Source organism: Chryseobacterium sp. HNCC26DJ241, assembly GCF_057180505.1.
This window is the reverse complement of record NZ_JBXUGL010000008.1, coordinates 26,045-45,444: the sequence shown is the minus strand read 5'-3', so window position 1 is coordinate 45,444 and position 19,400 is coordinate 26,045. Positions and strand designations below refer to the sequence as shown.

15 protein-coding genes are annotated in these 19,400 nt (G+C 32.9%); 9 read left to right on the top strand and 6 right to left on the bottom strand.

Going from position 1 to position 19,400, the window contains the following annotated elements:
* Positions 1-15: 15 nt before the first annotated feature.
* On the bottom strand, positions 16-1,290 hold the full coding sequence (locus tag AC2A1C_RS06295; protein ID WP_484024453.1) for an aminotransferase class I/II-fold pyridoxal phosphate-dependent enzyme: 1,275 nt from the start codon (positions 1,288-1,290) through the stop codon (positions 16-18).
* A gap of 109 nt (positions 1,291-1,399) precedes the next feature.
* Positions 1,400-2,437 carry a PLP-dependent cysteine synthase family protein gene (locus AC2A1C_RS06290; RefSeq protein ID WP_484024451.1) on the bottom strand — a complete coding sequence of 346 codons (1,038 nt, stop codon included), beginning with the start codon at positions 2,435-2,437 and terminating at the stop codon, positions 1,400-1,402.
* Between the two features lie 226 nt (positions 2,438-2,663).
* On the opposite strand from AC2A1C_RS06290, the gene AC2A1C_RS06285 reads away from it, so the two are divergent.
* The 6 genes from AC2A1C_RS06285 to dcm all read left to right on the top strand — a co-directional run bounded on the left by AC2A1C_RS06285 (position 2,664) and on the right by dcm (position 12,802).
* Positions 2,664-6,164, top strand: a complete 3,501-nt coding sequence (locus AC2A1C_RS06285; RefSeq protein ID WP_484024449.1) for a glycosyltransferase family 117 protein — start codon at positions 2,664-2,666, stop codon at positions 6,162-6,164.
* 84 nt (positions 6,165-6,248) lie between these two features.
* Positions 6,249-7,742, top strand: coding sequence for a hypothetical protein (locus AC2A1C_RS06280; protein ID WP_484024447.1), 1,494 nt, complete (start codon positions 6,249-6,251; stop codon positions 7,740-7,742).
* Positions 7,743-7,809: 67 nt separating this feature from the next.
* Positions 7,810-8,337, top strand: coding sequence for a DUF1697 domain-containing protein (locus tag AC2A1C_RS06275; protein ID WP_484024445.1), 528 nt, complete (start codon positions 7,810-7,812; stop codon positions 8,335-8,337).
* A 90-nt stretch (positions 8,338-8,427) separates the two neighbouring features.
* Positions 8,428-9,237 carry a 3-deoxy-8-phosphooctulonate synthase gene (kdsA, locus tag AC2A1C_RS06270; protein WP_484024443.1) on the top strand — a complete coding sequence of 270 codons (810 nt, stop codon included), beginning with the start codon at positions 8,428-8,430 and terminating at the stop codon, positions 9,235-9,237.
* A gap of 317 nt (positions 9,238-9,554) precedes the next feature.
* Complete coding sequence (gene dnaK / locus AC2A1C_RS06265) at positions 9,555-11,450, top strand: molecular chaperone DnaK (RefSeq protein ID WP_484024441.1); 1,896 nt, start codon at positions 9,555-9,557, stop codon at positions 11,448-11,450.
* 125 nt (positions 11,451-11,575) lie between these two features.
* A complete protein-coding gene (gene dcm, locus AC2A1C_RS06260; protein ID WP_484024439.1) occupies positions 11,576-12,802 on the top strand; it encodes a DNA (cytosine-5-)-methyltransferase in 1,227 nt (408 codons plus the stop codon).
* Here the strand turns inward: dcm and AC2A1C_RS06255 are convergent.
* The gene (locus AC2A1C_RS06255; RefSeq protein ID WP_484024437.1) at positions 12,778-13,542 is read right to left on the bottom strand and encodes an Eco47II family restriction endonuclease; all 765 of its coding nucleotides are present in this window, start codon (positions 13,540-13,542) and stop codon (positions 12,778-12,780) included. The two genes, dcm and AC2A1C_RS06255, sit on opposite strands and share 25 nt — an antisense overlap.
* A 62-nt stretch (positions 13,543-13,604) precedes the next feature.
* On the opposite strand from AC2A1C_RS06255, the gene AC2A1C_RS06250 reads away from it, so the two are divergent.
* Entirely contained in the window at positions 13,605-14,618 is a 1,014-nt protein-coding gene (locus AC2A1C_RS06250; protein WP_484024435.1) for a nucleoid-associated protein, read from the top strand.
* 2 nt (positions 14,619-14,620) lie between these two features.
* Here AC2A1C_RS06250 and AC2A1C_RS06245 read toward each other — a convergent pair whose 3' ends face one another.
* Positions 14,621-15,292: a TIGR02117 family protein gene (locus tag AC2A1C_RS06245; protein WP_484024433.1), complete on the bottom strand. Its 672-nt coding sequence runs from the start codon at positions 15,290-15,292 to the stop codon at positions 14,621-14,623.
* A 106-nt stretch (positions 15,293-15,398) separates the two neighbouring features.
* Here AC2A1C_RS06245 and AC2A1C_RS06240 point away from each other — a divergent pair, with 106 nt between their 5' ends.
* The gene (locus tag AC2A1C_RS06240) at positions 15,399-16,325 is read left to right on the top strand and encodes a malate dehydrogenase (RefSeq protein WP_484024431.1); all 927 of its coding nucleotides are present in this window, start codon (positions 15,399-15,401) and stop codon (positions 16,323-16,325) included.
* A 165-nt stretch (positions 16,326-16,490) separates the two neighbouring features.
* Here AC2A1C_RS06240 and AC2A1C_RS06235 read toward each other — a convergent pair whose 3' ends face one another.
* Positions 16,491-17,396 (bottom strand): AraC family transcriptional regulator, encoded by a 906-nt coding sequence (locus AC2A1C_RS06235; RefSeq protein WP_484024429.1) that lies wholly within the window; start codon positions 17,394-17,396, stop codon positions 16,491-16,493.
* A gap of 164 nt (positions 17,397-17,560) precedes the next feature.
* Positions 17,561-17,908, bottom strand: coding sequence for a hypothetical protein (locus AC2A1C_RS06230; protein ID WP_484024427.1), 348 nt, complete (start codon positions 17,906-17,908; stop codon positions 17,561-17,563).
* Between the two features lie 123 nt (positions 17,909-18,031).
* Between AC2A1C_RS06230 and AC2A1C_RS06225 the strand changes: the two genes are divergently transcribed.
* Complete coding sequence (locus AC2A1C_RS06225) at positions 18,032-19,387, top strand: DEAD/DEAH box helicase (protein WP_484024425.1); 1,356 nt, start codon at positions 18,032-18,034, stop codon at positions 19,385-19,387.
* Positions 19,388-19,400: the final 13 nt, after the last annotated feature.

Here is a 19,400-nt window from a genome sequence, read left to right as displayed (position 1 = left end):
GTAGATCAATCAATATTAAATTGGCTTGAATTCTAATCCTTGTTCAGCTAATAATTTTTCAGCCGCAGCTTTATAATGGCCGTTCACAAGTTTGTCATGGATGGCTTCAAAAGCAGATAAAGTCTCATTAATTTCTGTATCAGTATGAGAAGCAGTTGGAATTAATCTTAAAAGAATCATTCCTTTTGGAATTACAGGGTATACTACAACTGATGTAAAAATTCCAAAATTTTCTCTTAGATCTTTTACCAAAAGAGTAGCTTCTACAGGTGTTCCCTGCATCATTACAGGTGTAACACATGTATTGGTATCTCCAATATTAAATCCTCTTTCTAATAGACCGTTTTGAAGTTTATTTACATTTTCCCAAAGTTTAGCTTTGATTTCCGGTCTTGTTCTGAGAAGTTCTAATCTTTTCAATCCTCCGATTACCATTGGCATTGTCAAAGATTTTGCAAAAATTTGAGAACGAAGATTAAATTTAAGAAAACGAATTACATCTTTGTTTCCGGCAATAAAAGCTCCAAAACCAGCCATAGATTTTGCAAAAGTGGAGAAGTAAACATCAATCTGATCCTGACATCCTTGCTCTTCTCCGGCTCCGGCTCCTGTTTTTCCGAGAGTTCCAAAACCATGAGCATCATCTACTAAAAGTCTGAAATTATATTTTTCTTTAAGAGCACAAATTTCTTTCAATTTTCCTTGTTGTCCTCGCATTCCAAAAACACCTTCTGTAATTACAAGAATTCCACCTCCGTTTTCTTCCGCAACTTTTGTAGCCCTCTGAAGATTTTTTTCAAGGCTTTCCATGTCATTGTGACGGTAGGTAAAACTTTTTCCGAAATGCATTCTTACACCATCTACAATACAAGCATGAGAATCTACATCATATACTATAACATCATGTCTGTTTACCAATGCTTCAATAGTAGAAAGCATTCCCTGATATCCAAAATTTAGAAGATAGGCAGATTCTTTCTGAACAAAATCTGCAAGCTGTCTTTCCAATTCCAAATGCTGATCGGTTTCTCCGGACATTGCTCTTGCTCCCATCGGATAAAACATTCCGTATTCCGCAGCAGCTTTTGCATCAGCTTCTAAAACTTCAGGATGATTACAAAGTCCCAAATAATCGTTTGCACTCCAAAAGATCACTTCTTTTCCCTGAAATTTCATTCTTGGACCAATCGGGCCTTCCAGTCTTGGAAAAATAAAATATCCTTCACCATAATCAGCAAATTGTCCAAGTGGACCAGGATTTTGCTTTATTCTTTCAAATATATCTACCATTTTTTTATGTTTGAATTATTTATAATTTACAGACAAATTTAATTAAAATATAAATGATTAAAAAAGCCTTTTGTCATGCTTCAAAAGGCTTTGTTTATATTGAATATTTTTACTTAATATGTTCAGTTTTGAAAACCTCATCGTAATTGTGAAAACAATTATTGATGAATCCTTGTTCTTCCATCCATTTATCACTATAAACTTTGGTGATGTAGCGAGAACCATGATCAGGATATATGAGAACCACAACATCATCTTTTGTAAATTTATGAGAATTGGCATATTGCAACAATGCCTGAGTTACAGCTCCTGTTGTATAGCCTCCCATTATTGCTTCTTTTAAAGCAATCTCACGAGTTCTGTATGCAGACATTTCGTCATTTACTCTTACAAATTCATCAATTTTATCAAAAAGCAAAGCAGTCGGAATCAGATTTTTTCCCATTCCTTCAATTTGATAAGGATGAATATCAAGTTTATTGATTTTTCCTGTCTCGTGATATCCTTTTAAAATAGAACCATCTGCATCTACACCTATAATTTTGATATCCGGATTTTTTTCTTTTAAAAATTTTGCTGAACCTGAAAGAGTTCCTCCAGTTCCTGTACAAGCGAAAAGATGGGTGATTTTTCCTTCAGTTTGTTCCCAAATTTCTGGCCCTGTTGTTTGGTAATGAGCATCAATATTCAGTTCGTTAAAATATTGATTGATGTATACAGAGTTTGGAGTTTCTTCTGCTATTTTTCTAGCAACTTCATAATAACTTCTCGGATCATCCGCAGCTACATTAGCAGGACAAACATAAACAGTTGCTCCTAATGCTTTAAGATATGCAATTTTTTCAGCTTTTGTTTTGTCGCTTACAGCAAGTATACATTTATAACCTTTGATGATACAAACCATAGCTATAGAAAAACCTGTATTTCCGGATGTTGTTTCTACAATTATTGAATCTTTTTTCAGTAATCCTTTTTTTTCTGCATTTTCAATAATGTGTAAAGCTATCCTGTCTTTAGTAGAATGACCGGGATTGTAAGACTCCAGCTTCGCATATACTGTCGCTGGAATTTCACTGGTAACCGAATTAAGTTTTACCATTGGAGTGTTCCCGATTAAACCAAGAATATTCTCGTAAACATTAATCATTTTCTAATATTTTTCTCTAAAAACCGATTGCAAAAATACGAAAAAAATAAATAGTAATTATTTTTTTGTTAAGATTGTGATTGATAGTCTATTATTCAATCTTTGTTTTGCAATGTAACTTGTAGGAAATCACAAATTTCAGACCAAAATTTTTAAATTATGTTAAAATCAGGGTTATACCATTAAAAAGCATTATTTTCGCAACATTGAATTTTTTTAACACTTTATGAGAAACTGGTCTTTTAAAAAATGGAACACTGTTTTAGGATGGGTGGTTTTCATTATAGCATTTTTTACGTATCTTTCTACTATTGAACCTAATTTCAGTTTTTGGGATTGTGGAGAATATATTTCTTCCGCAGTAAAATTGGAAGTAACCCATGCTCCTGGTGCAGCATTGTTTCAATTAATGGGGGCAGTTGCAGCTACATTTGCTTTTGGGAACGGACATCATTATTCCGTAGTAATCAATGCTATGTCGGCACTTTTCAGTGCTTTTACCATTCTGTTTTTGTTTTGGACGATAACTCATCTTGTGAGAAGGCTGCTAAATAAAGATTTTGACGAAATCACAAAAAGTCAGGAAATTTCCATTTTATTTTCAGGGTTGATTGGTGCTTTGTGTTTTACTTTTTCAGATACTTTTTGGTTCTCGGCAGTTGAAGGAGAGGTATATTCAATGGCATCCATGTTTATTGCCCTTTTAGTTTGGATTATTACTAAATGGGAAAACGAATATCACGCTTCTGATAATGAAAGATGGATTGTTTTATTATTTTTTATTATTGGGCTTTCGGTAGGTGTACATATGATGTGTATGTTGGCTTTACCTTGTGTTTGTCTTATTTATTATGCCAGAAATTATCAATTTTCTTGGAAAAGTTTTCTTTGGGCAAATTTTATTACTTTAATTATTCTTGCAATTGTTTTTAAAGTGATTTTCCCATTGATCATGTCACTTTTCGGGAAAATCGAGATTTTTGCGGTAAACGGACTTGGTCTTCCTTTCCATTCAGGAACTATTATAGCATTTTTGATTTTGGTGGCGGTTTGCTATTTCGGAATAAAATATGCCAGAAATGCCAAGAAAAATATTTATCAAACCATTGCTCTTTCAATAGTTTATATGATTATCGGATTCTCGTGTTGGATGGTGATCCCGATTCGTGCAAATGCAAATCCGCCAATGAATTTGAATGATCCTGATAACGCTATCGGAATGCTGGATTATTATAACAGGGAACAATATGGAGATTGGCCAACTATTTATGGACAAAATTATACTGCTTTTCTTGATGCAAAAGGAATTGAAAAAAATGAAGACGGAAGCTATAAAACTAAGAAAGATGAAGGTTTGATGAAATTTGGTGACATCTATGAAAAAGATGAAAAAACAGGAACTTACAGAAAAGTAGGAGAGCGTTTTAATTATATTTTCAGCAAAGATCATGTAAGTTTTTTCCCGAGAATGTTCAGTGAAGATAATGATGTAATGCAGAATTATATTTCCATGTATGGAGCTCCGGATTTTACATTGAATTATGGAAATGAAGATGTTGCAGACAGCCCGGAAGCACAACAGCTTTTTGATGAACTTCACAAAAAATACGAAGATCATTCCATCAAAGCAAAAGATTATCTTCAGATTCGTCAATATGATTTAATCAATGTTCAAAGACCTTCTTTTGCTCAGAATTTGGATTATTTCGTTACTTTTCAGAATGGTTATTATTTCTTCCGTTACTTATTATGGAATTTCGTAGGAAGACAAAATGATCTGGAAGGAAATATGGAAATCACTAACGGAAATTGGATTTCGGGAATTCCTTTTATTGACGAAATGAACGTAGGAAGTGTAGATAAAGCTCCATCAAAATTTTATAACGAATCTACAGTTAAATTTTTCTTTCTGCCTTTTATTTTGGGACTCATCGGGTTTTTCTTCCAATTGAATAAAGATTTCGGAAGATTTTATGCTATCCTTTCTCTTTTTATTTTAACAAGTGTAGGAATTGTTTTCTATACCGGCGTAAAACCTTTTGAAGTAAGAGAAAGGGATTATGCAATGGTAGGTTCTTTTTATGCGTTTGCGATCTGGATAGGATTGGGAGCTGCTGCTATTTTATGGTTTTTACAAAGTAAGGTAAAATCCAATGCTGCCAATCTTGCCTTTGGAATAGTGCTTCTCGGAATTCCTTTTATGATGGGATTTCAAAATTATAATGTGCATGACAGAAGTAAACGTTATGCTGCTTATGATTATGCTTATTCTACTTTAAAATCGCTACCAAAAGATAATATTTTATTTGTTTACGGAGATAATGATACATATCCAATCTGGGGCATACAAGAAACGGAACGTTTTCGTGATGATGTAAAAGTAGTAAACTTTACGCTCATTTCCACACCTTGGAATATCGATCAGGTAAAACGAAAAACTTATAATGCAATGGGTGTTCCTTCCGAATTAACACATGAAGAATATCGTGACGGCACCAATGATCAGATTTATGTGATGACTAAAGAAGATTGGGAAAATGTTTTTGCCAATCTGAAAGATCAAAATGCTCCTGAAGATGCATTTGCACAATTCAGAAAATATCTTGTACAAGATTCTATGACATTGAAAGATGCAGTGAAGTTCCTGAAAATGAAATCTGAAGAAAAGGATGAAATTTTAAAAATGCTTTATGGAGAAAAATATGAAAGAATGAACTTTCTTCCGGTTTCCAAATTTATATTACCTGTAAACAAAGCTAATGCACTGAAAGCTGGGATAATTACCCAAAAAGATCTGCCTAATGTTGTAGATTATATTCCAATTACATACAAAAGCAGTTCTATGTTTAAGAATAATCTGATGATGCTGGATATTCTCGCAAATTTCGACTGGAAACGTTCCATCAATTTTTCTTCAGGCGGAATATACGATAGCGAAAATATTTTTTACTTGGGCGATTATCTTCAGTTTGAAGGATTCAGTTACAAATTAGTTCCTATCAAAACTCCTGAACGTGAAGATGGAGAAATGGGAAGAGTAGATGCAGATCAGTTGTACACTATTGTCAAAAATTTTAAATGGGGCAATTTTAAAGATACCAGCGTTCATTTTGATGGAACGGCACAGCAAAATATTATTGGCTACAGAAGTTCTGCAAGTCGTGCTGCTGAAGCTCTGGCTTTATCCGGACAAAAACAGAAAGCTGTAGAAATTCTGGATTTGGCTTCCAGAGAAATTCCTGTGAAAAAATATAATGATCCACGTTCATTAAGCTCTATAGTTTACGGATATATTGTTTCGGGACAAGAACAAAAAGGACTGAAGCTGGCCGAAGAATTGAAAAAAGGAATTTTTGAAGAATACGACTATTACACCAGTCTTCCGCTTTCAGATCAAAAATATCTTGGAAAACAAATGAGAACTAAACCTCTGGAATATTCTCTTGTTTTGGGTGCAGTTTCAGATGCCTATAAAAAAATCGGACAAAATGATAAAGCGTATTCTTATTTGGTAAAATCCATTGAGCCGATAGATAAAAGATTCAATAGCTTCATCAAAGATCTACAGATGATGGGCAAAGAAAAAGCTATGAAACAATCTGAGAATGTGCAAAAAATAACGCCATTTTACCAATATATTTTTGAAGTTATGAATCCTTATGATTCTACGTATGCTGCGGAAAAAGAAAACCAAATTACCAATGCTATTATAAAAGCAACACAATAAAATGAGAACGGGCTTCAATGCCCGTTTTTTCTTGTAGGAATTTAGAGTTATATTTGCTGAATCTTTTTATTAAAATATTAAGTTTTGGAACAAAACGATACAAAATTCCGTAATCTTCCTCTATTTGCAGTTGTTTTTACGGTTCTGGTAAAGCTCTTATTTCTTCTTACCCATCATATTCAGGAAGATGCATTCATCACTTGGAGGGTAGCACAAAATCTTTTGGATTACTGTGTAATAGGATTTAACGGAGAAACGAAAATTTCGGCTTCTACTACACATTTGTATGTTTTTGTTTCCTATTTTTTCAATCTAATTTTCGGAAAAGAGAATTTTATTGAACCTCTCTTGATTTTCAATTCCGCTTTATTTACCATTGGGAGCTATTTTCTTTCCAAAATGGTTTTGAAAAATCCGGTATTACAGGCTTTATTTATTTTTCTTTTCGGGATTTTGCCACCTGCAATTAAAATTTCAATTTTAGGGATGGAGTACGGAATTCTCTTCTTTCTGGAAATGAGCTTATTGTATTTCGGATTTTTAAAAAATTTGAAATGGGCTCAGATTATTTTTCCGATTCTTATTTTATTTACAAGGATTGATACTGTAATTTTTCTGGGAATAATTTTTCTGGTAGATATTTTTTGGAACAAGAAGATAAAATGGTTCTATATTTTAGGTGGATTTTTAGGAATTTTGGCTGTAATGAGTTTCAACTGGTTCTATTTCCATGAAATGGTGAATAATACAATTCTTGCCAAAAAATTAAGATACGATCAGGAATTTACACCAAGAATAAGCTGGATCTATTTCCTTAAAAATTATGGAAACTATTGGGGAATGCTCAAACTTCCGGGAGATTTTAATCCTTTTACCATTTTAGTTTTGGTTTTTGAATTTTTGTGTTTTATTTATTTGATGAAGATTAAAAAATCAAGAAATTATTTTCTTTGGATCATTTTTCTTTTTGGATGGGTAAAACAAATTATTTTCATCTCTCAGAAAAGCTATTTCGATTGGTATTATTGGGTACCGCAAATTCTCCTTTTCGTTCCTGTTTTGGTATTTGTTCTTGAGCAGAAAAAAAGAAAATACCTTTGGCTTTCGCTTTTATTTGCATTTTATATTTTGCCAATGTTGGCTTTTCAGACTGTACATTCTATTGCATCAGGAAATGGTGAATGGAATTACAGACGAAGTATCGGCTTGTTTCTGAATAAGTATGAAAAAGATAAAAAGCAATGGATTTTGCTGGAACCTGCCGGTTATGTTCCGTATTTTTCTCACTTGAAAGCGATTGACGAAGTTGGTTTGGTAGATAAAGAAATTCAGAATGAGATAAAAAAAGACAAACCAAATTATTGGATTAATACTGTGAAACATAGGCAGCCCAAATATTTACTTTCTTATGAAGATTTATTTGAAGGAAAAGATGCGGAATACTATAAAGCTCATTATAAATTACTGAAAGAATTTAGAATTAAAGATTATCTGAAAAGTGACAATAAAATTTTGGATAAAATTTACAAAATGAAGCCTTCCGGAACAGATTATAACCTTTATGAAAAAATCAAGTAATCAGTAATCAACACTGAACAAAAATAAAAAATAATTGCTAATCACTAATTTCTAATTACTCATTACAATGGACTATTGCGCTTTTCTCCGTGGTGTAAATGTAAAAGGAACCAACATGAAAATGGTGGATGTTTGCAATGTTTTTAGAAATGCAGAAATGCAGAATGTGAGTTCAGTTTTGGCATCGGGAAATATTCTTTTTCAGTCTGAAAAACCAGTAAGCGAGTTAAAGAAAGTTTTGGAAGAAAAAATGTCTGAAGCATTCAGTTATGAGGCATTTTTATTCATAAAATGTAAATCTGAAATTTCTGAAATGCTTCAGCAAATGCCTTTTGAGAAAGAGGATGGTTTTCATAATTATGTTTTTATTTCACTTCCGGGAACTGAAAAAATCTTGATGGAAGAATTTGAAAAATCAACAAAAGCAGAAGATGAAAAAGCTCAGATAATTGGAAATGCATTTTATTGGAAAGTTCCAAAAGGAAATACTTTGGATTCGGAATTTGGTAAAATTCTTGGTCGTAAAAATTTGAAAGACAAATTTACTTCCAGAAATATCAATACTTTTGAGAAAATCATCAATAAGTTTAAATAAATTGTAGGAACACGCCACAAAGGCGTGTTCAGCTTTAAATAAAACCCATCTTATTATTTCTATATTTGCATAAATTTATTAAAAACGAAAATGATACAACATTTAGAAAAAATTCATCATAAAGATTCCAGAAACTTTTTCCTTATTGCGGGACCTTGTGCAATTGAAGGAGAAGAAATGGCTTTGGAAATTGCAGAAAAGATAGTTCAACTTTCTAATAAATATGAGATTCCATATATTTTTAAAGGAAGTTTTAAAAAAGCGAATCGTTCAAGAGTAGATTCTTTTACGGGAATTGGTGATGTAAAAGCATTGGAAATTTTAAAAAAAGTAGGAGAGACGTTCAACATTCCTACAACTACAGATATTCATGAAAATGAGCATGCTGCTTTAGCAGCAAAATATGTAGACGTTTTACAAATTCCGGCTTTTTTGGTTCGCCAAACAGACTTATTGATTGCTGCTGCTGAAACTGGAAAAGCAGTTACTTTGAAAAAAGGGCAATTTCTTTCCCCCGAATCCATGAAATTTGCAGTGCAGAAAGTTCGGGATTCCGGAAATAATAAAGTTGCCATTATAGAAAGGGGAAATTCTTTTGGATATACGGATTTGGTTGTCGATTTTAGAGGAATTCCTACAATGAGAAATTACGCTCCAGTAATTTTGGATGTAACACATTCGCTTCAGCAGCCAAATCAGAATTCTGGAGTGACCGGAGGAAGACCAGAACTAATTGAAACTATTGCAAAAGCCGGAATTGCAGTGGGAGCCGATGGAATTTTCATCGAAACCCATCCCAATCCTGAAAATGCAAAATCCGATGGAGCAAATATGTTGAAATTAGATTTACTGGATAACTTGCTCGGAAAATTGACAAAAGTGAGGGAAGCTATTTTGTAATAATTGTCATCTATCGGTATTGGTGTCAAATAATCCTAATACGTTTTAAAACTTGTTATAATAAGATAATTCATCAAATACTGTACATGTATTTTCCTGAAATCAAGTAAATAACATTCGATATAATTTATGTAAATTGTACAGCATAAATTTTAGAAATAAAAATAAGCCGGTTCATCTCTTATGAGTTTGTCCGGCTTTTTGTTTTTAAATTATTTTTTATTGTGTCAATTTGTCATATTTACCTTTATGGTATAAAATTGGAAAAAATGAAAGCATAAGTTTTAATTTAAAATAAAAAAATACATAACATTATCATGAGTAAAATAATTGGAATTGACTTAGGAACAACCAACTCTTGTGTTGCTGTAATGGAGGGAAAAGACCCTGTTGTTATTCCTAATGCAGAAGGTAAAAGAACGACGCCATCTATTGTGGCATTTACAGAAGATGGAGAAAGAAAAGTAGGAGATCCTGCTAAAAGACAAGCTGTAACTAACCCTAAAAAAACAGTTTATTCAATCAAAAGATTTATCGGAACTCATTTTAAAGATGATGCTTCTGAGGTTTCCAGAGTTCCTTATCAGGTAGTAAGTGGACCAAATGATACTGTAAAAGTAAAAATCGACGATAGAGAATATACTCCACAGGAAATTTCTGCAATGATTCTTCAAAAAATGAAGAAAACTGCGGAAGATTATCTTGGTCAGGAAGTAACGAGAGCGGTAATCACTGTTCCTGCTTACTTTAACGATGCGCAAAGACAGGCTACTAAAGAAGCCGGAGAAATTGCAGGTCTTAAAGTAGAAAGAATCATCAACGAGCCAACTGCTGCTGCATTAGCTTACGGTTTGGATAAAAACCATAAAGACCAAAAAATTGCGGTTTATGATTTAGGAGGTGGTACTTTTGATATTTCTATCCTTGATTTGGGAGACGGTGTATTCGAGGTATTGTCTACAAATGGTGATACACATTTAGGAGGTGACGATTTTGATGACGTGATTATTAATTGGATGGCTTCAGAATTTCAAAGTGAAGAAGGAGTAGATTTAAAAGCTGATGCAATTGCTCTTCAACGTTTGAAAGAAGCTGCTGAAAAAGCAAAAATAGAATTGTCTTCTTCTCCACAAACTGAAATCAACCTTCCTTATATTACAGCTACAGCTACAGGTCCTAAACACTTGGTTAAAACTTTAACTAAAGCTAAATTCGAGCAATTATCTGCTGATTTGGTAAGAAGATCAATGGAACCAGTTGCGAAAGCGTTGAAAGATGCAGGTTTATCAACTTCAGATATCGACGAAGTAATTTTGGTAGGTGGTTCTACAAGAATCCCGATCATTCAGGAAGAAGTAGAAAAATTCTTCGGTAAAAAACCATCTAAAGGAGTAAATCCTGATGAAGTTGTAGCTATCGGTGCTGCTATTCAAGGTGGTGTATTAACAGGTGATGTAAAAGATGTATTGCTTCTTGACGTTACTCCGCTTTCTTTAGGTATAGAAACGATGGGGTCTGTTTTCACTAAATTAATTGAGGCGAATACTACCATCCCAACTAAAAAATCTGAGGTGTTCTCTACAGCTTCAGACAACCAACCGGCTGTAAGCATCAGAGTAGGACAAGGAGAGAGACCAATGTTCAATGACAATAAAGAAATCGGTAGATTTGATCTTACAGATATTCCACCTGCACCAAGAGGAGTTCCTCAGATTGAAGTAACATTTGATATTGATGCAAATGGTATTCTTCACGTTTCTGCAAAAGATAAAGGAACAGGAAAAGAGCAGTCTATCAAAATACAGGCTTCTTCAGGTCTTTCTGACGAAGAAATTGAAAGAATGAAAAAAGAAGCTCAGGAAAATTCTGCAGCAGATGCTAAGAGAAAAGAAGAAGTTGAAATTTTCAATAAAGCTGACGGATTAATTTTCCAGACTGAAAAGCAATTAAAAGAATTTGGAGATAAACTTTCTGCTGACAAAAAAGCAGCGATCGAAAGTGCTCACGCAGAATTAAAAACTGCTTTTGAAGCTAAAAATTCAGATGATGTGAAAGCTAAAACAGAAGCTTTAGACGCAGCTTGGATGGCAGCTTCAGAAGAATTATATGCAGCAGGACAACAAGCTCAGGGAAATCCTGGAGCTGATGCTAACGCAGGAAATGCAGGAGGTACGGAAGATGTACAAGATGCGGATTTTGAAGAAGTGAAGTAAAGATTTAGCGAATCAAACAATAAATTTAATCCCGACTGAAAAGTTGGGATTTTTGTTTTAATAAAAAAATAATTTAAATTTGTAACCATTGTGTAAGGTTAGATAATTGGGTTATGAAAGAATATATGACGTTATCAGAAACATCTGAATATATTGGTAAAAGTAAAGAAACATTAAGACGTTGGGATAAAGAAGGTAAACTGATTGCTGTTCGTGAACCGGTAAGTAATTACAGAGTTTATAAAAAATCAGATGTTGATGCTTTATTTGCATATTTTTTAGACAGAGACATAGAAGAAACTACCTCGAATTATGTAGAACCGGACAATGATTACACAGTTTTAGAACTTTTTGCAGGAGCAGGAGGTTTGGCTGTTGGGATGGAAAAAGCAGGATTAAAATGCACTGCACTGAATGAGATTGATAAATGGGCTTGTCAAACATTACGAAGAAACAGGCCAAATTGGAATGTTTTAGAAGGCGATATTAAAGATTTTAATTTTTCCGAATATAAAAATAAAATAGATGTGGTAACAGGTGGATTTCCTTGTCAGGCATTTAGTTATGCAGGAAAAAAACTGGGGCTTGCCGATGCTAGAGGAACTTTGTTTTATGAATTTGCAAGAGTGGTAAAAGAAGTAAATCCTCCAATTTGCATAGGCGAAAATGTGCGTGGTTTACTTAGCCACGACAACGGAAAAACACTTCAAGGAATGATTTCCATATTGGATGAAATCGGATATAATGTTGTTCCTGTAGAAGTTTTAAAAGCTATTAATTTTAATGTTCCACAAAAAAGAGAGCGATTGGTTTTGGTAGGCGTTAGAAAAGATATTAACGTACAATACGAATATCCAAAACCTTACAAAAAAATATATAATTTAAAAGATGCCCTAAAAAAAGGAGAATTATTTGATTGTGATGTTCCGAAATCTGAGGGTGCAAAATACCCTAAAAGTAAAATAGATGTTTTGAAGTTAGTTCCACAAAAAGGATACTGGCGAGATTTGCCTTTAGATATTCAGAAAAAATTCATGGGTGGAAGTTTCCATTTGGGTGGTGGTAAAACAGGAATTGCGAGAAGAATTGGTTGGGACGAACCTTGCCTTACTCTCACTTGTAGTCCTGCACAGAAACAGACGGAAAGGTGCCATCCCGAAGAAACACGACCGTTTACAGTCAGGGAATATGCTAGAATACAAACCTTTCCGGACGATTGGCAATTCGCAGGATCTATTGCACAACAGTATAAACAAATTGGTAATGCCGTTCCTGTAAATTTAGGAAAAGAGGTGGGGTATTCTATTATTAAATTCCTGAATAGCTATTATAACTTATCAAAACCCAAATAGTAGCCATAATTTTCAAAAGTTATTTGGTCTAAAATTGTTCTTTGAGAAATTTCGGTTTCGGATCTAATTTCGTTTAATGCCGAATTTTCTTTTGCAGATTCATTTTTTTCAATAGAATTAAGATAATCTTTTATAGCAATTGGAAGACTTTTATAAAGCTGAAAAAGAGCATCTTCCTGTCCTGAAAGTAAAGCATAGAATTGATCTCCAGAAATTTTGTAAACCCTACTGTGGCTGTATTCTTTACCATTAATTTCTCCTTTCCAAAGTTCGCAAAAGCTATTTTTTGCTAAAATCTGAACCCAATAACATTTAGATTTTTTATAAGAATCAGCATATCTTGCCAGTTTTTGGAAAAGAGCTTCGGCAGAGCTACTATTCATTGTATTGTGTTTGTTTTTAATATCGGCAAAAAGGGTATCATCATTCGCTTTTATATCGAAGCCACTTAATTTACCCACTTCAAAACCCTCAATTCCTCCTAATATTTGTTCGTGAAAAGTACCAATAGAATTATTAATAGATTTATCAATTTGCCGTAGAATTTCTGCCTGTATCAGGCTTTCTTCATCTATATCATTGAATTTTGAATCAAAGGTCAGTTTTATAGTGTCAACTTTATTGGAATAAAAATTCCTTTTTGTAATGTTATTTTTAGCTTTCAGATAAGCGCTGTGAAGATTGGCTATGCAATCTAAAAAATGCTCATCCGAAATGAAATCAACGTATTTATTTTTCATTCTTTTTAAAGTTTACAATGCTAAAATAAAATATTTATTTTTGCAATCCTAAACAAAAAATAATGTTTTCAAAAATTACAGTTCATAGAGTAGGAAATAAAATAAACGGTGAATCTTTAATTCTTTCGCAAGAAGAATTGCAGTTGGATGAAGGAATGGCAGAATTGCTTGAAAATTATTTTTTAGGTGCCTTCAAAACGGAGGAACAATATCAGTTTTACAGCGATTCATATTTGGTGAATAATCCGGTTTACAGTTCTATTTCTGAAATTTTTGAAGACAAGACCAAATTCCAATGGGAGTCTGAAAACATCGCCAAACATCTTTATGAAATTGCCGAAAATCCAAGAGTTCAGTCAGGTGAATTGTTTATTGTATATTTTGAAGGCGAAGAAACCGATGCCGGGAAAATAGATTCCATAGGGATTTTCAAAACTGAAAAAAGAGAATCTTTCCTGAAAATTTTCCCGCAAAATGAAACATTTGACATAGAAAAAGATCAGGGAATCAGTCTTTATAAAATCGACAAGGCAGCTTTAATTTACAATAACAGTAAAGAAAACGGATATGTGCTTTCGGTGGTAGACAATAATAAAAATGGAGATATGTATTATTGGTTTGAAGATTTTCTGAAAGTAAAACAGCGTGACGACGAATATTTTCACACTCAGGAAACATTGATGGTATATAAAGATTACATCACCAAACAGCTTCCGCAGGAATTTGAAGTTTCCAAAGCAGATCAGGCAGATTTTCTCAATAAATCAATCAACTTTTTTAAAGAAAAAGAACAATTTGATTTTGAAGAATTTACCAATGAGGTATTAGAAGATAAAAATGTGATAGAAAGTTTTGTGAATTTCAAAACAGATTACGAACAGGATATGCAGATTAACATTTCCGAAGAATTTCCTATCAATACAGCCGCCGTAAAAAAACAGCAAAGGCATTTTAAAAGCATCATCAAATTAGACAAAAATTTCCATATTTACATCCATGGAGATCGGAAACTTATTGAAACCGGGCAGGATGAAAAAGGAAAATATTACAGACTTTATTTCGAAGAAGAGAAGTAGTTTTATTCATAATGTCTGAAAATTCCCTTATCTCTAACCGTCCAAAATGCAGCTTTTTGATTTGCACTTTTTAGTGCGTCATTTGCCCATGTGTTGCAAGAATAAAATAAATTGTAGCTGCCTTTAGCTTCATAAAAAGCGTCGTTATTACCATAGACAGCTTTGGTTGGGATAAAAATATTTTTACCATTCATTTTATTTAAAGAATTTTCGACAAAATGGATTAGATTACGATATTCTTCTTTGCTTATCATTATTTTTTTGCAATCTTCACCTTCCATCATTTGCTGATAGTAGGTTTCGTGGATGGCAGATTCACTTAACCAAAAAGCTGCCTTGAAAGCTGTGCTAAATTTGAGATCTGCCCAAGTTGGAGTATTAAGATAAAAACCTTTGTCGCCCCAACCAACAGCAGTATATTGATAGTCTGATTTTTTTGAAGAAATATTTTCAAATGGAAAATCCTGACTCCAATCTTTCATTTCGGTTTTAGTGGGCATTACAATGTCGGTATGTACACCATTAGTCAATATGTATATAGGAATCTCAGGTTTACTTTGATGATCGGAATTAACGGCAATTACTGGAAGCAAAAACGCTGCTAATAAATAAATTGCTAAAAATAATATAAGACAGCCAATACTTTTTAATAAAATCCTAAACACTCGCTTCATAATTTACATTTTTTAACGAAAATAATACTTTTTTATAAATTTTGTTAATTTTTTGATTTTTTATAAATTATGATTATTTTTGAGGAAGTTAAAAATAATAAAATAAATGAAAGTAACCGTAGTAGGAGCAGGAGCAGTAGGTGCAAGTTGTGCCGAATACATTGCGATGAAAAATTTTGCATCAGAAGTTGTATTAGTAGACATTAAAGAAGGTTTTGCCGAAGGTAAAGCTATGGATTTGATGCAGACTGCTTCTTTGAATGGTTTTGACACCAAAATTTCAGGGACAACAGGAGATTATTCTAAAACAGCCGGTTCTGCTGTTGCTGTTATCACTTCCGGAATTCCAAGAAAACCAGGAATGACAAGAGAGGAATTAATCGGCATCAATGCAGGAATCGTAAAAGAAGTTACGGAAAATCTGGTAAAACATTCTCCTGATGTTATTATTATTGTGGTTTCTAATCCGATGGATACAATGGCATATCTGGTTCACAAAACTTCGGGATTACCTAAAGAAAGAATTATCGGAATGGGTGGAGCTTTGGATTCTGCACGTTTCAAATACAGATTGGCAGAAGCATTGGATTGCCCTATTTCTGATGTTGATGGAATGGTAGTTGCGGCTCACAGCGATACAGGAATGGTTCCTTTAATGAGCAAAGCTACAAGAAACGGAGTTCCTGTTTCAGAATTTTTGAGTGAAGAAAAGCAAAATTATGTAGTGGAAGAAACAAAAGTGGGAGGTGCAACTTTGACAAAATTATTAGGAACTTCTGCTTGGTATGCTCCAGGTGCTGCAGTTTCTGTATTGGTACAATCTATTGTTTGCGACCAGAAAAAAATGATTCCTTGCTCATTAATGTTAGACGGAGAATATGGGCAAAGTGATATTTGCCTCGGAGTTCCTGCTATTATTGGGAAAAATGGTGTTGAAAAAATTGTAGATGTTCCGTTGACAGACGCAGAAAAAGAAAGTTTTGCCACTGCTGCAAATGCAGTAAGAGAAATAAACGGAGATTTGAAGTTTTAAATTAATTAAAACATAAAATATAAGAACACGCCTTTTTAAAGGCGTGTTCGTTTTTACATACATTAATCATTCATTTTTTTCTTTTATTGCAATTAATTTTTTAGATCAGGTTTTGATATTAATTGTGCCTATCTATTTTTTATCAAAAAAGCTCTAAACTTCATTTTAATTAATCGGAATACAAAAATCAACATTCATTTTCCCTTCCGGATGTTCTTTGTAATTTGTGTGATAAATTTCATAAGGAAATGATTTTCTGAATTGGTATCCCTTCTCATTCATCCATAGAAATAATCCATTCCATGCTTGTTCAAATTCATCAATTCCAATAAAATAATTACCAACTATATATTTTCCCGATGGCAGGATTTCAGGAAAAATTTCACCTTCATTTTTAATAGGCTTGTCCAATAACATACATGCATTGATTCTAACTTTATCCGGAGATGTCACTTTAAAACTGTCATGATAAACCGAAATCATTTTCACATTTTCTTTCGGAAATAAATTTTTTGAAATTCCCCAATTCATCACTTTTTTAAAAGCATTTTCTACATTTTGTACACCAATGCTTGTTACAGAAGCAAGATGCATTTCGGGCATTAACTTCACTTCGATTTTAGCGTTTTGCATAATTTTTTCTATTTGTTTAACATTGTAAATGTATTGCTCAAAAACTACCTGATTATGTTCATTATTGCTATTGATTGGTGAAATCTTGCTAAAATGTTCAGGAGATATTTTTCTGAAAGCAGTGGGAGATAAACCATAAAATTTTTTAAATTTTTTGCTGAAAGTGGAATGGCTGTTAAAACCGGATTCCATGTATATTTCCACGAGCGGTTTATCTTTATTTTTAGACAACTGCAATGCACATTTTTCGAGTCTTTTTCTGGTAATAAATTCTTGAAGAGTTTCTCCAATAATCGCATTAAAAATTCTATGAAAATGAAAAGGAGAGTAGTAACCTTCACCTGCAATTTTTTTCAATGATAATTCTGATTGAAGATTATTTTCTATGTAATCTAAAACTCTTCTTATTCTTTTGATATGTTCTATATTTTCTCCCACTATTTTTTTGACTAAAATAAATTATATGATTGATTCATACTTGTCCATTATTGCTTTTTTGTTTTTAAATGAAATAATGGTAGTGGAGATTTGGTGAAGTGTTGATTGAAAATGTACCAAAAACGATAAATGTAAAACTTTCCGTTTCTCTATTATGCAGAAAATTATTCAGACTTTTTTACAATTAAAATCCAGTCTTCTTCAAGAAATTTATAGCCAATTCCATAAATAAATCGGTATTCTGCACCGTTTTTGTAAACCTTAATATTGGTGAAATAGTCAAAGTCAAAACCTTCTGCAAGCAATTTTGAACGGTTAGTTTTGGCTTTTCCTTCTAAAAAATTCTGCTCATAAAGAATCCTGTAATTTTTGCGCAAACGATTGTTGATATTTCGCATCAGGTTGGTAGAATCCTTATTCAATTTGTTATTGTAAGAATTTCTACAATCATCATTGCAAAATTTTTTATCGGAACGCCCGATTATTTTTTTACCACACTCAAGACAATTCATTAGTAAAGCAATATTGATAAAGGTACAAAATATCCGTTTACAAATGGTTATTCTTTCAAAATATTTACAAAGCGTATCTTTGCAAAAATGTTTAGATTTTTAAGCATTTAATTTTTTATAAAGATGATAAATAAAACCACCTTTGCTGATTTCGATTTGCCTGAAAAAATCCTTGATATACTCGCTGATCTGGAACTTTTTGAACCCACACCAATTCAGGAAAAAAGTTTTAAACCCATACTTTCCGGTCGTGATATTATGGGGATTGCACAAACCGGAACAGGAAAGACATTAGCCTATCTTTTGCCAATACTGAAAAACTGGAAATACAGCAAAAACGGAAATCCTACAGTTTTGATTTTGGTTCCTACAAGAGAACTTGTGGTTCAGGTAACGGAAGTTTTAGAAAAACTTACAGAAAATATCACAACCAGAGTAATTGGAGTATATGGTGGAAAAAACATCAATACTCAAAAACTTCTTTTTGATAATGGTTGCGATATTCTTGTGGGAACTCCGGGAAGAGTGATGGATTTGGCTATTGATAATGCTATTTCTCTAAAAGAAGTTCAGAAATTAGTTATTGATGAATTTGACGAAATGCTGAATCTTGGTTTCCGACCGCAGCTCACCCATATTTTTGAAATGATGAAAGAAAAAAGACAAAATATACTTTTTTCTGCAACCATGACAGAAGCTGTTGATGAAATGTTGGACGAATATTTTGCAAATCCTGTAGAAATTTCATTAGCAAAATCAGGAACTCCGTTAGAAAAAATAGAGCAATCGGTTTACAAAGTGGCGAATTTCAATACAAAAATTAATTTGCTTGAACATTTATTAAAAACTGATGCAGAGCTTTCAAAAGTTTTAATTTTTTGCAACAATAAAAGACATGTAGATTTGCTTTTTACAAAAATAGATGAACTTTTTCCTGAAGAATTTGATGTAATACACTCCAATAAGTCGCAGAACTATCGTCTCAAAGCGATGAAAAAATTTGGAAGTGAGGAGATTCGTGGTTTAATTACTACTGATGTAATGGCAAGAGGTTTGGATATTTCCGATATTACCCATGTCATCAATTTTGAAGTTCCTGAAATTCCGGAACAATACATCCACAGAATCGGTAGAACAGGACGTGCAGATAAAGACGGTAAAGCCATTACTTTTGTTACCAAAAAAGAAGAAATGCCGCTTTTGGAAATTGAAATGCTGATGGATAAAGAACTTTCATTAATTGATTTTCCTGAAAATATAAAAATCAATCCACAGAAAATAGCCTCCGAAAAAGAGGAAATTACCATGAAAAACCCTGTAAAAGTAAAGCTAAATGAAGGAGAAAGTGCTTTTCACGAGAAAAAAGATAAAAACAAGAAAATAAACTTAGGTGGTCCTTCTAAAAGAAAACCACCGAAAAAATATGGAGCTAATAGAGCTCAGCAAAAAGCAAAATCAAAAAGCAAACGAAAAAAATAAACCTCAGAAATTT

Coding starts and splice junctions, on each gene's coding strand:
- AC2A1C_RS06295 (WP_484024453.1), bottom strand. CDS start 1,290: ATGGTAGATATATTTGAAAGAATAAAGCAAAATCCTGGTCCACTTGGA.
- AC2A1C_RS06290 (WP_484024451.1), bottom strand. CDS start 2,437: ATGATTAATGTTTACGAGAATATTCTTGGTTTAATCGGGAACACTCCA.
- AC2A1C_RS06285 (WP_484024449.1), top strand. CDS start 2,664: ATGAGAAACTGGTCTTTTAAAAAATGGAACACTGTTTTAGGATGGGTG.
- AC2A1C_RS06275 (WP_484024445.1), top strand. CDS start 7,810: ATGGACTATTGCGCTTTTCTCCGTGGTGTAAATGTAAAAGGAACCAAC.
- kdsA (WP_484024443.1), top strand. CDS start 8,428: ATGATACAACATTTAGAAAAAATTCATCATAAAGATTCCAGAAACTTT.
- dnaK (WP_484024441.1), top strand. CDS start 9,555: ATGAGTAAAATAATTGGAATTGACTTAGGAACAACCAACTCTTGTGTT.
- dcm (WP_484024439.1), top strand. CDS start 11,576: ATGACGTTATCAGAAACATCTGAATATATTGGTAAAAGTAAAGAAACA.
- AC2A1C_RS06255 (WP_484024437.1), bottom strand. CDS start 13,542: ATGAAAAATAAATACGTTGATTTCATTTCGGATGAGCATTTTTTAGAT.
- AC2A1C_RS06250 (WP_484024435.1), top strand. CDS start 13,605: ATGTTTTCAAAAATTACAGTTCATAGAGTAGGAAATAAAATAAACGGT.
- AC2A1C_RS06245 (WP_484024433.1), bottom strand. CDS start 15,292: ATGAAGCGAGTGTTTAGGATTTTATTAAAAAGTATTGGCTGTCTTATA.
- AC2A1C_RS06240 (WP_484024431.1), top strand. CDS start 15,399: ATGAAAGTAACCGTAGTAGGAGCAGGAGCAGTAGGTGCAAGTTGTGCC.
- AC2A1C_RS06230 (WP_484024427.1), bottom strand. CDS start 17,908: ATGAATTGTCTTGAGTGTGGTAAAAAAATAATCGGGCGTTCCGATAAA.
- AC2A1C_RS06225 (WP_484024425.1), top strand. CDS start 18,032: ATGATAAATAAAACCACCTTTGCTGATTTCGATTTGCCTGAAAAAATC.